The sequence below is a fragment of the Thermovenabulum sp. genome (genome assembly GCF_049701175.1).
Taxonomy (GTDB): domain Bacteria; phylum Bacillota; class Thermosediminibacteria; order Thermosediminibacterales; family Thermosediminibacteraceae; genus Thermovenabulum.
The window spans coordinates 18,592-32,161 of sequence record NZ_JBNATW010000009.1 but is presented as its reverse complement, the minus strand read 5'-3'; the positions used below and the strand labels follow the sequence as shown (position 1 = coordinate 32,161).

14 protein-coding genes are annotated in these 13,570 nt (G+C 37.6%); 13 read left to right on the top strand and 1 reads right to left on the bottom strand.

Features of this window, described 5'->3' with window-relative positions:
- Nucleotides 1-23: 23 nt before the first annotated feature.
- The 11 genes from ACPLVF_RS04695 (at nucleotide 24) to ACPLVF_RS04645 (ending at nucleotide 8,367) form a co-directional block, all read left to right on the top strand.
- A complete protein-coding gene (locus ACPLVF_RS04695) occupies nucleotides 24-611 on the top strand; it encodes a TetR/AcrR family transcriptional regulator (protein ID WP_424906669.1) in 588 nt (195 codons plus the stop codon).
- Nucleotides 612-739: 128 nt separating this feature from the next.
- Nucleotides 740-1,594 carry a 4-(cytidine 5'-diphospho)-2-C-methyl-D-erythritol kinase gene (gene ispE, locus ACPLVF_RS04690; RefSeq protein WP_424906668.1) on the top strand — a complete coding sequence of 285 codons (855 nt, stop codon included), beginning with the start codon at nucleotides 740-742 and terminating at the stop codon, nucleotides 1,592-1,594.
- A 12-nt stretch (nucleotides 1,595-1,606) separates the two neighbouring features.
- A complete protein-coding gene (locus ACPLVF_RS04685; RefSeq protein WP_424906667.1) occupies nucleotides 1,607-2,302 on the top strand; it encodes a GntR family transcriptional regulator in 696 nt (231 codons plus the stop codon).
- On the top strand, nucleotides 2,302-3,051 hold the full coding sequence (locus ACPLVF_RS04680; RefSeq protein WP_424906666.1) for an NTP transferase domain-containing protein: 750 nt from the start codon (nucleotides 2,302-2,304) through the stop codon (nucleotides 3,049-3,051). Before ACPLVF_RS04685 ends, ACPLVF_RS04680 begins: the two co-directional genes overlap by 1 nt.
- Complete coding sequence (gene purR, locus ACPLVF_RS04675) at nucleotides 3,048-3,851, top strand: pur operon repressor (RefSeq protein ID WP_424906665.1); 804 nt, start codon at nucleotides 3,048-3,050, stop codon at nucleotides 3,849-3,851. The genes ACPLVF_RS04680 and purR overlap by 4 nt, the downstream gene beginning before the upstream one ends.
- A 92-nt stretch (nucleotides 3,852-3,943) precedes the next feature.
- Nucleotides 3,944-4,201, top strand: a complete 258-nt coding sequence (spoVG, locus tag ACPLVF_RS04670; protein WP_424906714.1) for a septation regulator SpoVG — start codon at nucleotides 3,944-3,946, stop codon at nucleotides 4,199-4,201.
- Nucleotides 4,202-4,337: 136 nt separating this feature from the next.
- Nucleotides 4,338-5,723, top strand: coding sequence for a bifunctional UDP-N-acetylglucosamine diphosphorylase/glucosamine-1-phosphate N-acetyltransferase GlmU (glmU, locus tag ACPLVF_RS04665; RefSeq protein ID WP_424906664.1), 1,386 nt, complete (start codon nucleotides 4,338-4,340; stop codon nucleotides 5,721-5,723).
- Entirely contained in the window at nucleotides 5,723-6,664 is a 942-nt protein-coding gene (locus ACPLVF_RS04660; RefSeq protein ID WP_424906663.1) for a ribose-phosphate diphosphokinase, read from the top strand. The genes glmU and ACPLVF_RS04660 overlap by 1 nt, the downstream gene beginning before the upstream one ends.
- 106 nt (nucleotides 6,665-6,770) lie before the next feature.
- Nucleotides 6,771-7,403 (top strand): 50S ribosomal protein L25/general stress protein Ctc, encoded by a 633-nt coding sequence (locus ACPLVF_RS04655; RefSeq protein WP_424906662.1) that lies wholly within the window; start codon nucleotides 6,771-6,773, stop codon nucleotides 7,401-7,403.
- A 5-nt stretch (nucleotides 7,404-7,408) separates the two neighbouring features.
- Entirely contained in the window at nucleotides 7,409-7,978 is a 570-nt protein-coding gene (gene pth / locus ACPLVF_RS04650) for an aminoacyl-tRNA hydrolase (protein ID WP_424906661.1), read from the top strand.
- A gap of 77 nt (nucleotides 7,979-8,055) precedes the next feature.
- Nucleotides 8,056-8,367, top strand: coding sequence for a hypothetical protein (locus ACPLVF_RS04645; protein ID WP_424906660.1), 312 nt, complete (start codon nucleotides 8,056-8,058; stop codon nucleotides 8,365-8,367).
- 44 nt (nucleotides 8,368-8,411) lie between these two features.
- Here the strand turns inward: ACPLVF_RS04645 and ACPLVF_RS04640 are convergent, their stop codons facing one another.
- Complete coding sequence (locus ACPLVF_RS04640; RefSeq protein WP_424906659.1) at nucleotides 8,412-9,632, bottom strand: dicarboxylate/amino acid:cation symporter; 1,221 nt, start codon at nucleotides 9,630-9,632, stop codon at nucleotides 8,412-8,414.
- 399 nt (nucleotides 9,633-10,031) lie between these two features.
- Between ACPLVF_RS04640 and ACPLVF_RS04635 the strand changes: the two genes are divergently transcribed.
- Together ACPLVF_RS04635 and ACPLVF_RS04630 are read left to right on the top strand one after the other, a co-directional pair.
- A complete protein-coding gene (locus tag ACPLVF_RS04635; RefSeq protein ID WP_424906658.1) occupies nucleotides 10,032-11,396 on the top strand; it encodes a PTS mannitol transporter subunit IICB in 1,365 nt (454 codons plus the stop codon).
- Between the two features lie 73 nt (nucleotides 11,397-11,469).
- Complete coding sequence (locus tag ACPLVF_RS04630; RefSeq protein ID WP_424906657.1) at nucleotides 11,470-13,557, top strand: BglG family transcription antiterminator; 2,088 nt, start codon at nucleotides 11,470-11,472, stop codon at nucleotides 13,555-13,557.
- The last annotated feature ends 13 nt before the right edge of the window (nucleotides 13,558-13,570 follow it).

Genomic DNA, 13,570 nt, shown 5'->3' with positions numbered 1-13,570 from the left:
ACATTTTTCAGGGGTGAAATTCTTTGAGAGGTGAGAAACAGGAAGAAAAGCGTTCCTCGATACTTGAGGCTGCTGCTTCGATATTTTCAAATAAAGGTTATCCAAATACGAAAATGCAGGATATTGCAGAAAAAGCTGGAATAGGCAAGGGCACTATTTACCAGTATTTTAAGAGTAAAAAACACCTTTTCCGACAGGTGATAAAGGAAGGAATGAATTTTTATTTAAATGGTATCAAAAATGAAATAAAAGGTTATTCCGATCTTAAAGAGATATTGAAAGTGATTGTTAAATTCAGTTTTTCTTTTATGGAAAAGCACGGTCATGTGTTAAGGATGATAGCGAGCCACCGCAGTATAGTTGATGAAAATACGATGAAATGGATATACGATAGAAAAACCAAAGTGATAAGCCTTATTTCGAAAATAATTGCTGAAAACACGGAGAAAACCCCACAAAACGTCAATGATATAAATCTTGCTGCCTATTGCTTTTTCGGGATGATGATTTCTGTGATTCAGGAAAAGGTGTTCCACAATAGAGAATTTGATATAGAGGAAGTTTCGGAAAAGATCGTTAATATCTTCTTACGCGGATATGATAAAATATAAGAGGACCAAAAATGGTCCTCTTTTTTACATTATTTAATTAAATATTTTTTTTAAATTATATCTTTTAGGAGGATTTTTAAATAAAATGTGAAATATATATTTAGGACGAATAAAGGGCGGGGATAGGTTTGCACTATTTTGAAATAGAGACAAAGGCAAAGATAAATCTAACCCTTGATGTACTTTATAAGAGGCAAGACGGATACCATGAAGTTGAGATGATAATGCAGTCAATTTCTTTATGCGATAGGGTAAAAATAAAATTACTACCCCAAAGGGAGATAAGAGTATTCTGCGATATGGCTGGGGTTCCGCTAAATGAAGAGAATACGGCATATAAAGCAGCAAAACTGTTAATGGAAACCTATAAGCTGGATGCGGGAATAGAAATCGAGATAACAAAAAATATTCCTGTTGCAGCCGGGCTTGCAGGGGGAAGTGCCGATGCTGCTGCTGTAATAATTGGCATAAATGAACTTTTTGATTTAAAAAAGAGCACTCAACAACTAATAGAATTTGGTAAAATAATAGGAGCAGATGTGCCCTTTTCAATAATAGGTGGCACAGCCCTTGCAAAAGGCATAGGTGAAAAATTGGAAAAACTTCCCAAACTCGAAAACATCGGCGTTTTATTGATAAAACCGCCTTATTTTGTTTCAACAAAAAAAGTATACAGTAGACTGAATGTAGGAACTATAAAAAAAAGGCCGGATACTGCAAATATGATAGAAAGAATAAAGAATAATGATATTTATGGAATAGCAGAGGGCCTTTGCAATGTCTTAGAAGAGGTAACCTTTAAAATGCATCCTGAACTTGAAGGAATAAAAAGGGAATTGAAGGAAAAAGGAGCCTTGGGAAGTTTAATGTCGGGGAGCGGCCCAACAATATACGGCATTTTTGAAAACCGCAGGGATGCGGAAAAAACCGCTGAAAAACTTTCAAAATTTAAAAGCATGATTATTATAACCGAAATGCAGTAGGGAGGGGAAATTTTGGCAGGTAAATTTAAAGCTATAAGATTGGACAATTATAAGCCTCTAAGAGAAATTGTTTTCCAGGCTTTAAGAGAAGCCATAATTTCTGGCGAATTAAAACCTGGAGAGAGATTGATGGAGGTCCAGCTTGCTGAAGAAATGGGGGTATCACGCACCCCGGTAAGGGAAGCTATAAGGAAGCTGGAACTCGAGGGGCTTGTTGTTATGGTGCCGAGGAAAGGAGCTTATGTAGCGGGGCTTTCTATGAAGGATGCCGCCGATGTCTTTGAGGTAAGGCAAAGCTTGGAAGGCCTTGCTGCAGCCCTTGCCGCCGAAAGGATAACCGATGAGGAAATAGAGGCCTTGGAAAGGATCCTTTTGGAGATCAACGATGCTGCAGAAAAAAATGATCTAAATCTCATTATTCAAAAGGATGCGGAATTTCATAATATCCTTTTTAAGGCAAGCAGGAACGATAAATTGGTGCAGATAATAAATAATTTAAAAGAACAGATTGACAGGTTCAGAATACAGTCCTTTGAAAACCCTGGCAGGCTGAAAAAATTGGTAGAGGAACACAAAAAAATAGTGGAAGCTATATCGGAAAGAAACGTCGAAAAGGCTAAAAAACTGGCAGAGGAGCATATAGAGAAAGTGGAAAACAATGTAATGAATATATTGAGAAAACAAATGGATATTGGAGATGATATTTAATGAAGGCTTTAATACTTGCAGGGGGTAGCACCGATGAAAGTTTAAAGGATAAAGGGGATAATAAAGCCTTGATAAAAATTGGCGAAAAGGAAATGATATTGTATATTGCAGAAGTTCTAAAAACCATTAAAGATATAGATGAAATTGTTGCAATAGGTCCTAAAAGGCTCGAAGGAATTTCCAGGGGGCTTTTCAGTGTTGTGGAGGAGGAAGGTTCGCTTTTTGAAAATGTTAAGAAAGGTCTCTCAATTTTTCCAAAGGAAGAGGAGATTCTCGTTTTGACTTCCGATATTCCCATGATTACTAAGGAGGCATTGGAAGATTTTATAGATAAAGCTAAAAAATCCGGTGCAGATTTTTGCTATCCGATAGTTAGAAAAGAAATCAATGACAAAAAATTCCCCGGAGTCAAAAGGACATATGTAAAGGTTAAAGAAGGCACCTTTACAGGTGGGAATGTGGTTTATATTAAAATAGAAAAGGTTGTAAATGCGGTAGACAAAGTGGAGTCTTTTTTTAAATACAGAAAAAATCCACTAAAATTGGCTATGATTTTTGGTTCTGTTTTTTTATTAAAGTTTTTGTTCGGCACCTTAAAGATTGAGGAATTAGAAAAAAGGGTGCTTGAACTTTTTGGTATTAAAGCAAAGGCTATTATAAGCGATTATCCGGAGATAGGAACGGATGTGGACAAGTTGAGCGACCTTGAGATTGCTGAGAAAGTGCTCACAAAAGGGGGCGGATTATGAGAAGAAGCCAAAGGCTCGTCCTTATTACAAAGCACCTCACCGAAAATCCCAATAAAATAATTCCCCTCAAATTTTTTGCAGAGAAATTCAATGCCGCTAAATCTTCAATAAGTGAAGATTTAAATATTATAAAAAGCTCTTTTTCTGATGCGAGGGAAGGCATTTTAGAAACTATTCCAGGTGCAGCTGGAGGTGTAAGGTATAAGGTAAAGAGTTCAGAAGAAAAAATAAAGGCTTTTTTACAAGAACTTTGCGATTTAATAAGCGACAAAAATAGGTTAATCCCGGGTGATTATATTTATTTGACGGATATAATTTTTTCTCCGGAGTATTCTCTAAGGATTGGAGAAGTAATAGCGGAGAGGTTTATTGATGAAGAACCTACCTGCGTGCTTACGGTTGAGACAAAAGGGATTCCCCTTGCTTTGATGACGGCTCGGGCTTTAAATGTCCCCCTTGTTGTGGCAAGGAGGGATATTAAAGTAACTGAAGGGCCTTCGGTAAATATAAGCTATATTTCGGGTTCAAGCGGCAGGATTCAAAATATGGCGCTTCCGAAAAGAGCTTTATCGGAAAAGGCAAGGGTTTTAATAGTCGACGATTTTATGAAGGGCGGAGGCACCGCAAGGGGGATGACGGAACTTGTGAGGGAATTCAATGCCGAGACTGTAGGCATAGCCGTTTTTATAGCCACAGAAGAACCGAAGGAAAAGCTTGTAAAAAATTATACAACCCTTTTAGTGCTTGAAAAGGTGGAGACAATGAAAGGGTTGATTAAGATTCGCCCCGGGATTTTTTAAAAAATATATAAAAATTATTAAAAATTAGGAGGACTTTGGTTATTTTTATAGAAGTATCTTTAAAGATGATAATATTGTTGGAGGTGCGGTTTTTGGAAATTACCGATGTAAGAATTAGAAAGATTTCAGATGAAGGCAAAATGAAAGCTATTGTTTCTGTTACTTTCGATAATGAATTTGTTGTACATGATATCAGGATTATTGAAGGGGACAGTGGGCTTTTTATAGCTATGCCGAGCCGAAAGACTGCGGATGGGCAGTTTAAGGACATAGCTCATCCTTTAAGTTCCTCGATGAGGGCCAAAATTCAGGAGGCTGTACTTAAATCTTATCAAGCGGCAATAAGCTGAATTCAGGTATAAAATTGAAAAAAATATAGGGCAAAACTGTCCCTATGTTTTTTTTTGACTATATTTCTTACAAATGCTCATTTTTATGATATATTATTAGAGGTAAATATTTTTTGTTTTTTCAGGAGGGTAAGATATGGCTGGGTTTACTGCGGTAATACTTGCTGCAGGTGAAGGAACGAGGATGAAATCTGGGATTCCAAAGGTTTTACATAAGGTTTGCGGTTATCCGATGCTCTTTCATGTAATAAATAGTGCGAAAAAAGCCAAAGCTGATAAAATCGTAGTAGTAGTGGGAAAAGGGGCCGGTGAAGTAAAAAAGGCTTTTCAGGATGAAGGCGTAGAATTTGTGCTTCAAGCTGAGCAAAAAGGTACTGGACATGCCCTTTTACAAGCAAAAGAAGCGGTAAAGGGAAGCGAAAATTTAATTGTCTTATACGGTGATATGCCGCTTATAGAGCCAGACACTATTGAAAGACTTTTTGAATTTCACATTGAGAGACAACCTGCAGCTACGGTTTTAACCTGTATCTTTGATAATCCTTATGGATACGGAAGAATAATAAGGGAAAATGAAAAGGTAATTGCGATAAGGGAGGAAAAGGATGCGAGTGAGGAGGAAAAACTAATAAAAGAGATAAATTCGGGAATCTACTGTTTTAACACCGAAAAAGTTTTTTCAGCTTTAAAAAAGGTAAGAAATGATAACCGCCAAGGAGAATACTACCTTACCGATGTTGTTGAAATCTTAAACAGCGAAGGAGAAGAAGTGCTTGCTTTTAAAGTAGAAAATTCGGATGAGGTTCAGGGCATAAACGATCGGGTGCAGCTTTCAAAAGCTCAGACTATAATGCAAAGAAAAATAATAGAGGCTTTAATGAAAGAAGGGGTTACTTTTATTAATCCCGAAAGCTGTGTTGTGGATATGAGAGTAAAGATAGGCAGGGATACTGTGATATATCCCAATGTGGTAATTGAAGGAGAGACCGAAATCGGTGAAAACTGTACAATTGTAGGCAATACTGTTATAAGAAATTCAAAAATAGGTAATAATGTGGAAATATCGGCAAGCTTTATAGCGGAAAGCGAAATAGGAGATGGTGCCAAAATAGGGCCTTTTGCCAATTTGAGGCCCGGTACAAAAATTTGTAAAAATGTAAAGATAGGTGATTTTGTGGAGATAAAGAACAGCAGCATCGGTGAGGGCACAAAGGTGCCGCACCTTTCTTACATCGGTGATGCAGAAATTGGAGAAAAAGTAAATATTGGTGCAGGGGTTATTTTTGTAAACTATGATGGATACAAAAAACACAAAACGGTTGTAAAGGACAAAGCTTTTATAGGGTGCAATTCAAATTTAATTGCTCCCATTACAGTAGAAGAAGGTGCTTATGTGGCAGCAGGCTCTACCCTCACGAAGGACGTGCCTTCCAAGGCTTTAGCAATTGCGAGAGCCATGCAAGAAAACAAATTGGGATGGGTTGAAAAAAGAAAGAAGTTGTTTGAAGGAGGGGAAAACTGATGGCGGAAAATAAGCTTAAAATTTTTACAGGAAATGCCAATCCGGAATTGGCAAGGGAAATTGCTGAAATACTTGGAATAAACGTAGGGGATGCTGTGGTCAATACCTTCAGCGATGGCGAGATTCAGGTAAAGATAAATGAAAGTGTAAGGGGTGCAGACGTTTTTGTGGTCCAGCCCCTTTCATACCCTGCAAATGACCATATTATGGAGCTTTTGATAATGCTCGATGCTTTTAAAAGGGCATCAGCGTGGAGGATAACGGCGGTTATACCCTATTACGGATATGCAAGGCAGGATAGAAAAATCAGGGCAAGAGACCCTATTACAGCAAAACTTGTTGCAGATATTATTTCAACAGCAGGAGCCCACAGGGTATTAACAATGGATCTTCATGCGGGACAGATTCAGGGATTTTTTAATTTTCCTGTAGATCATCTCCTTGCAGTGCCTATTCTTGCCGATTATTTTAGAAAAAAAGAGTTAGAAGATGTGGTCGTTGTTTCACCGGATTTAGGAGGAGTAACAAGGGCAAGGGAACTGGCTAACAGGGTTAAGGCTTCTATTGCTATAATTGATAAAAGAAGGCCTGAACCTAATGTGGCGGAAGTTATGAACATAATCGGAAATGTAAAGGGAAAGACAGTTATAATGATAGATGACATCATCGATACTGCTGGGACAATAACCCTTGGGGCAGAAGCCCTTTTAGAAAAAGGGGCAAAAGAGGTCTACGCCTGCTGTACCCATCCTGTGCTTTCGGGGCCTGCTATTGAAAGGCTCAGCAAATCGCCCATAAAAGAGGTCGTTGTGACGAATACTATTGCTCTAAGAGAGCATCAAAAGATAGAAAAGATAAAGGTGCTGTCGGTAGCTCCGCTTTTTGCTGAAGCTATAAAAAGGATTCATCAGCACCTTTCAGTAAGCACATTGTTTGATTAATTGATTTTTTTAAACATTCAAATATTGATTATTTCCGAAAAAGAGGATATACTATTATATATGTGTAACAGCCACAAAATTCCACAATTTTGAAAGGGGGATTAACATGGCACAGGTTACTTTAAAAGCTGCTGAGAGAAAGCTTGAGGGCAAAGGCGCATTGAAGGCTTTAAGAAGGGCTAAAAAAATTCCTGCTGTTTTATACGGTAAGAATATGGAAAATAAGTATTTGGCTGTTGACGAATTGGAGTTTCTAAAAGCCATTAAGGGCCATGGGGAAAGCGTGCTTATTGACCTTATTCTCAACAACGAAAAACATACAGTGATTATTAAAGAGATTCAAAAGGATTATTTAAATAATGTTATAAACCATATTGACTTTTACAGGGTGTCTATGACGGATAAAATAGAAGTGGACGTACCTATTGTTTTAAAAGGCGAACCCGAAGGTGTTAAAATGGGTGGAGTACTGCAGCATCAATTAGATGAGCTCACTATAGAGGCATTACCGCAGGATATTCCTGAACACATCGAAGTTGATATTTCTCATTTAAAGATAGGCGATGTGCTTACTGTCAAAGAGATAAAACTCAGCGATAAGATAACTGTGCTTGACGACCCTGACGAAATTGTGGTAGCAGTTCTCGCACCTACTATTGAAGAAGAGGAAGGTGCAGAAGCTGCTGAAGAAGAACCCGAAGTTATTGCAAAGGGAAAGGAAAAGAAACAAGAGGAGTAGTGTAAATGTATTTAATTGCTGGTTTGGGCAATCCTGGCAAACAATACGAGAATACGAGGCATAATATAGGCTTTATTGTAGTGGACTTTATAGCAAAAGAATTAGGTACAAATATAGACAAAATAAAATTTAAAGCACTGTACAATGATATATTTTATAAAAATGAAAAGTTGATTCTTTTAAAACCTATGACTTACATGAACCTTTCAGGGGAAAGCGTAAAAGAGGCTGTAAGTTTCTATAAACTGCCTCTCTCTAATCTAATAGTAATATATGATGATATGGATTTGCCTTTGGGCAAGATAAGGATTAAAAGAAGCGGAAGCAGTGGAGGCCATAAAGGAGTAGAATCTATAATTTACCAGCTTGCTTCCGAGGATTTTTTAAGAATCAGAATAGGGATAGGCAAGCCAAAACCTGGACAGGATACAATAAGCCATGTAATTGGTACCTTTGATGCGGAAGAAGAAAATAAGGTTAAAGAAATTATTAAAATAGCTGCAAGAGCTACTTTTTGTATTATAGAAGAAGGTATAGAAAGAGCGATGAATCTTTATAATGGGATAAAGTTATAAAGTGGAATGTTTACAAAAATTACCTCGAATTTTATAAATTAAAAAGGGCATCCTGAAATTTAGAGGAGGGATGCCCGTTGTCTATAATAAGAAAATTTTTTTACGGGATTGGTATTGCAACCCTTGCCTATATGTTGATGCCTAATAAAATGAAGAAAAAGATGGAACCAATGGTTTCAAAAGGCATGGATGAGGCAAAGATGCTGGCAGAAAAGGGCAAACAAATATTAAAAAAAAACTTCAATGAGAAAATTGAAAACGCACAGGATCAGCAGAACACTAATGAAATTACTGCTGAGGAAGAAGTGGATTTAAAAAGGGAGATTCAAGAATTAAAAGCAACAGTAAAAGCACTACAAAATGAGATAAGAGAAACAAAAATATATTAAAAAAAAGCTGGCCGGATATAAATACCGACCAGCTTTTTGCTTTTTTAATCCTTCAAAACTTCCTTGTTTAATTCCCCTTCAGTAGCTGCAACAACTACAGAGCCTGCAATATCACCAGTTACATTTACGCAGGTCCTCGGCATATCGAGGATTCTGTCAATACCAGCAATTAGTGCAATACCTTCTAAAGGCAGACCTACCGACTGCAATACCATTGAGAGCATGATTAAGCCGGCACCGGGGACACCTGCTGTGCCTATGGATGCTAAGGTTGCGGTCAGTATTATTGTCAGCTGTTGGGAAATAGTAAGGTTAATACCGAAAATTTGGGCTACGAAAAGGGCGCATACACCCTGGTATAAAGCTGTACCGTCCATATTTATTGTCGCACCTAAGGGTAGGACGAAGCTCGATACGGATTTTGAAACCCCGAGATTTTTCTCGGTGATATCCAAACTTACGGGAAGTGTAGCCGAACTGCTGCAGGTGGTAAAGGCGACGAGCATTGCAGGGGCGGCTCCTTTGAAAAATTTGGCAGGACTCATTTTAGCAAAGATGCGGACAAGTGTGGAATAAACTAAACCTGCATGGAGTGCTACACCCAAATAAACGGCAATAATTACTTTTAAAAGGGGAAGCAGCACTTTCGGACCGTTTGCTGCTACAACGGGCACTATCAATGCAAAAACACCAATAGGGGCGTATTCCATTACAATGCCAACTATTTTATAGCTTACTTCTGCTAAACTGTCAAAAAAGCTCAGGACAGGTTTGCCTTTGTCACCGGCTATGGTTATTCCAATGCCCAAAAAGATGGCAAAGGCTATTATCTGGAGCATATTGGCGTCAGCCATTGCTTTTACAGGGTTTGTAGGGATGATGTTGAGGAGTGTTTCTACCACCGATGGAGCTTTGCTTACCTCAACTTTTGCATCAGCCGGTAGAGTAAGGCCTAATCCGGGGTCTAAAAGGTTTCCTAAGATAAGGCCGAGGGTAACCGCAAAAGCGGTGGTTAAGAGGTAATATGCAAGGGTTTTTACGCCTATCCTGCCGAGCCTTTTAACATCGCCTGTGCTTGCGGCACCTACAACCAATGAAGAAAGCACGAGGGGCACAATAATCATTTTGATTAAATTCAGGAAAAGGTCGCCAAAAGGCTTTATATAGGTTTTTGCTGCATCGGGTGCTGACTGGAAGAAGAGTCCGACTATTATACCAAGTATAAGTCCGATGAAAATCTTAGTTGTTAAATTAAGCTTCTTCACATTGACACCCTCCTTTGGAAATAAATAGAATGAATTTATATTTATTTTTGATTTTTATATTTTTTCTTATTTTTTTCCTCACCCCCTGTAGTAAAAATTGCAACTAAAATATTATATCATCTTTACCACAAAATATAAATTAAAACCACAAAAAGTAACAGAAAAGTAAAGATTAATACGAAATGTTACAAAATTTTATTGTATTAAGATTAATTCTATAAATTATAAAAATGGAAACAACTTATTAAAAAATGTCACCAGAACATATGTTGTAATATAAATATGTTTTCCTTGAAAAACACCAAAATTAAATATATTATTAATTCAGGATAAATAAATAAAATTAAAATATGTCACTAACATATAGTGACAATGTCAAATAAAAGAAGGAGGTCTAATATGAGGACAAAAATTCAAAGTTTTGGCCGCTTTTTAAGCGGTATGGTGATGCCTAATATAGGTGCTTTTATTGCATGGGGACTAATAACTGCATTTTTTATCCCTACCGGGTGGATGCCTAATGAAAACTTAGCAAAACTGGTTGGTCCAATGATTGTCTACCTTCTGCCTATTTTAATTGGCTACACAGGTGGGAAAATGGTTCATGGGGTTCGCGGCGGTGTAGTAGGTGCAGTTGCCACAATGGGGGTTGTAGTCGGTTCTAATGTTCCCATGTTTTTGGGAGCAATGATTATGGGGCCATTAGGCGGTTATGTTATTAAGAAATTCGACGAAGCCTTTCAGGACAAAATCCCTGCAGGTTTTGAAATGCTTGTCAACAATTTTTCTGCCGGTATAATTGGTATGGTTATAACCCTTCTTGCTTATTTAGGCATTGGGCCGGTTGTGCAGGCTTTAAACAATGCTCTTGCCTCAGGAGTTCAGGCTATAGTCAATGCAAAGCTTTTGCCTCTTGCTTCGCTCTTCATCGAACCTGGCAAAATCCTGTTTTTAAATAACGCTATAAACCACGGAATATTGGCACCTTTGGGCGTCCAGCAGGCAGCTCAAACGGGAAAATCAATATTCTTCCTTTTGGAGACAAACCCCGGGCCCGGTCTTGGAGTTCTTCTCGCTTACTGGCTAGTAGGTAAAGGAATTGCAAAGGAATCAGCACTAAGTGCTATTATTATCCACTTCTTTGGTGGTATACACGAGATTTATTTTCCCTACGTTTTAATGAATCCCATTCTAATATTAGCAGTTATATTAGGCGGTGCAACAGGTGTATTCACCTTTGTTTTACTCGGGGCAGGGCTTGTTGCAACACCATCGCCCGGAAGCATTTTTGCAGAGCTTGCCATGACTCCTAAAGGAGGTTATATCCCGGTACTTTCAGGTATTGCGCTCTCTGCGCTGATTTCCTTCCTTGTTTCTTCGGCACTTTTAAAGAAATTCGGGCAGGAAGAAGGCGACCTTTTTGCTGCACAGGATATGGTTGACCAGCTAAAGGGTAAGGAAGCCTTCCATGCAGTTAAAAAGCCCGCAAATGTCAAAAAAATAGTATTTGCATGTGACGGCGGTATGGGTTCTTCAGCCATGGGAGCTACCGTCTTGAGAAAGAAAATTCAGGAAGCAGGCTTAAAAGTAGAGGTTGTTCATTCGGCTATTAATGAAATCCCTGAAGATGCAGATATAGTAATTTCTCACAAAGAACTTACAGAAAGGGCTAAAGCTAAAGCTCCAAAAGCAGAGCATATTTCAATAGAAACCTTTGTAAACAATCCTATTTACGATGAAATAGTAAACAGGCTTAAGAAGTGATATAATAATCCATAATAAAATAAAGTAACGGCGTTTGCCGTTACTTTAAATTTTTTACGTACGGTGATGACTTATGACTGCTGAACTAGAAACAAGAGAAAAAAAGATAATAGAACTTCTTTTAAAAGGGCCAAAGACAGCAGAAAATTTGGCCAAGGAGTTGTCCGTTTCTCGAAGGACAATTTTAAGGATTTTGCCATCGTTGGAAGGAAAATTGAAGGAAAGAGGGCTTTTTTTGCAAAGAAAAGCAGGGAAGGGAATCGAAATTAAAGGTAATGAAAATGCCATTAATGAGATAATTAAAGAAATTGTTCAAAAGGGTTCCACATCGGGAAAGTTTTCGGCAAAAGAAAGGCAGTTAATGGTGCTTCTCAATCTTCTTGAGAAAAAAGATGTTGAAAAATTATACACCTTTGCAAAGGAGCTCGGTGTAACCGAAGCCACGATAAGCTACGACCTTAACCAATTGGAAGGGTTTCTTGAAAAATACGACTTAAAGGTAATCCGTAGGCCGGGGTTTGGGGTATATTTAGAGGGAGATGAAAAAAATAAAAGGGCCCTTTTAGCAGATCTAATTTACGAACAATTTGATGAAACCGAATTAATTGAGCTTTTGAGATCTAAATTTGGGGATGTGGAGAAAAAAGAGCAAAAAGATAATAACGGCATCATTGATGAAGTTAAATTGAGACTTTTGAAATTTATAGAAAGGGATTTAATTAACAAAATAGAGGGAGTGTTGAAAGAAATAACGGATAGCTTTGAATTAAATCTGGCAGACAGCGCCTTTGCAGGACTTTTAGTTCATATTGTTTTATCCGTTGCAAGGCTCAGGAACGGAGAAAAAATTTCGATGGAGAAAAACATACTGTCTACCTTGAAGATGACCAAAGAATTTCGCATCGCTGAAGAGTTAAGCAGGAAGATGAAGGAAAAGGGCATATTTGAGATACCCGAAGAAGAATTAGGATTTATTACCATGCACCTTTTGGGAGCAAAATTGAGGGCCGGGGAAGGCTTTGATGAAATATTTTATTTTATAAATGATGATGAGGCTTTAACAATAGCTAGGGAAATATTTTTAAATGTTGGGAAGATACTTAAAAGGGAAATTTACAAAGATGAGAAGGCAATTAAAGATTTGGCTTTGCACCTAAAGCCTGCTATAGCAAGGCTAAGGTTGAAGATGGAAATAAGAAACCCACTGATCAATCAACTTAAAGAAAAATATAATGATTTAATGAATGTATGCAAAAGAGCCGTTGAACCATTAGAAAACAAACTGCTCATTAAATTTCCCGAATCGGAATTGGGGTTTATTGCAATGCATGTAGGGGCATCCTTAGAGAGGATGAAAAAAGAAAAGGAATACAATGTGATTCTTGTTTGCCCCACGGGAATTAGCAGTTCAAAAATGCTTTTAAGCCGGGTTGAAAAAGAGCTTCCCAATTTAAAAGTCCTTGATGCCATATCTATTCTTGAATTGGAAAAGGCACTAAAAAAATATGGTAGAGTGGATTTTATTATTTCCACAATACCTGTTGAAATTCCTAATATAAAATCAGTAACCGTTTCACCGCTATTGGATAAAAAGGATGTAGAAAAGATAAATGTGCTGCTCAAGGAGTTTGAAGGGGATGAAGGGGGGAATATAGATATAGGCATTCAATACAGCAGTAAATCCAAAAAAGAAGATTCAAAGGATACTCTTTTTGATATAATAGAGGGGACGGTTTTTTTGAAAAATATGGAGCAGAGCACTATTGAGGGAGTAATTGAGGAAATTATAAAAAACATCAGGGATTTGATAAAAGACGAGGATTTATTAAAAAAGGATTTAAAAAAGAGAATGGATTTAGGTGGCTGTGGAGTCCCCGGAAAGGGTGTTTTCTTGCTTCATGCGAGGTCATCAGCAGTAAGTAAACCCTTTTTTGGAGTTTTTGGCACAAAAAAAGAGATTTTATTAAAAAATATGGATGGCCAATTTGAAAATTACAAAGATTTTGCCCTGATGTTATTACCTCAAGAGGACTATAAAAAAGCTGCAGAATTGTTTGGGAAGATAAGTGTTCTAATTTTGGAAGATCAAGAATTTTTAAAAGCATTAAAGGGCGAGAGCGAATCGTTATTGATAAAAACACTGATAAAGAAGCTGAAGTAGGAGGTAAGAAAAT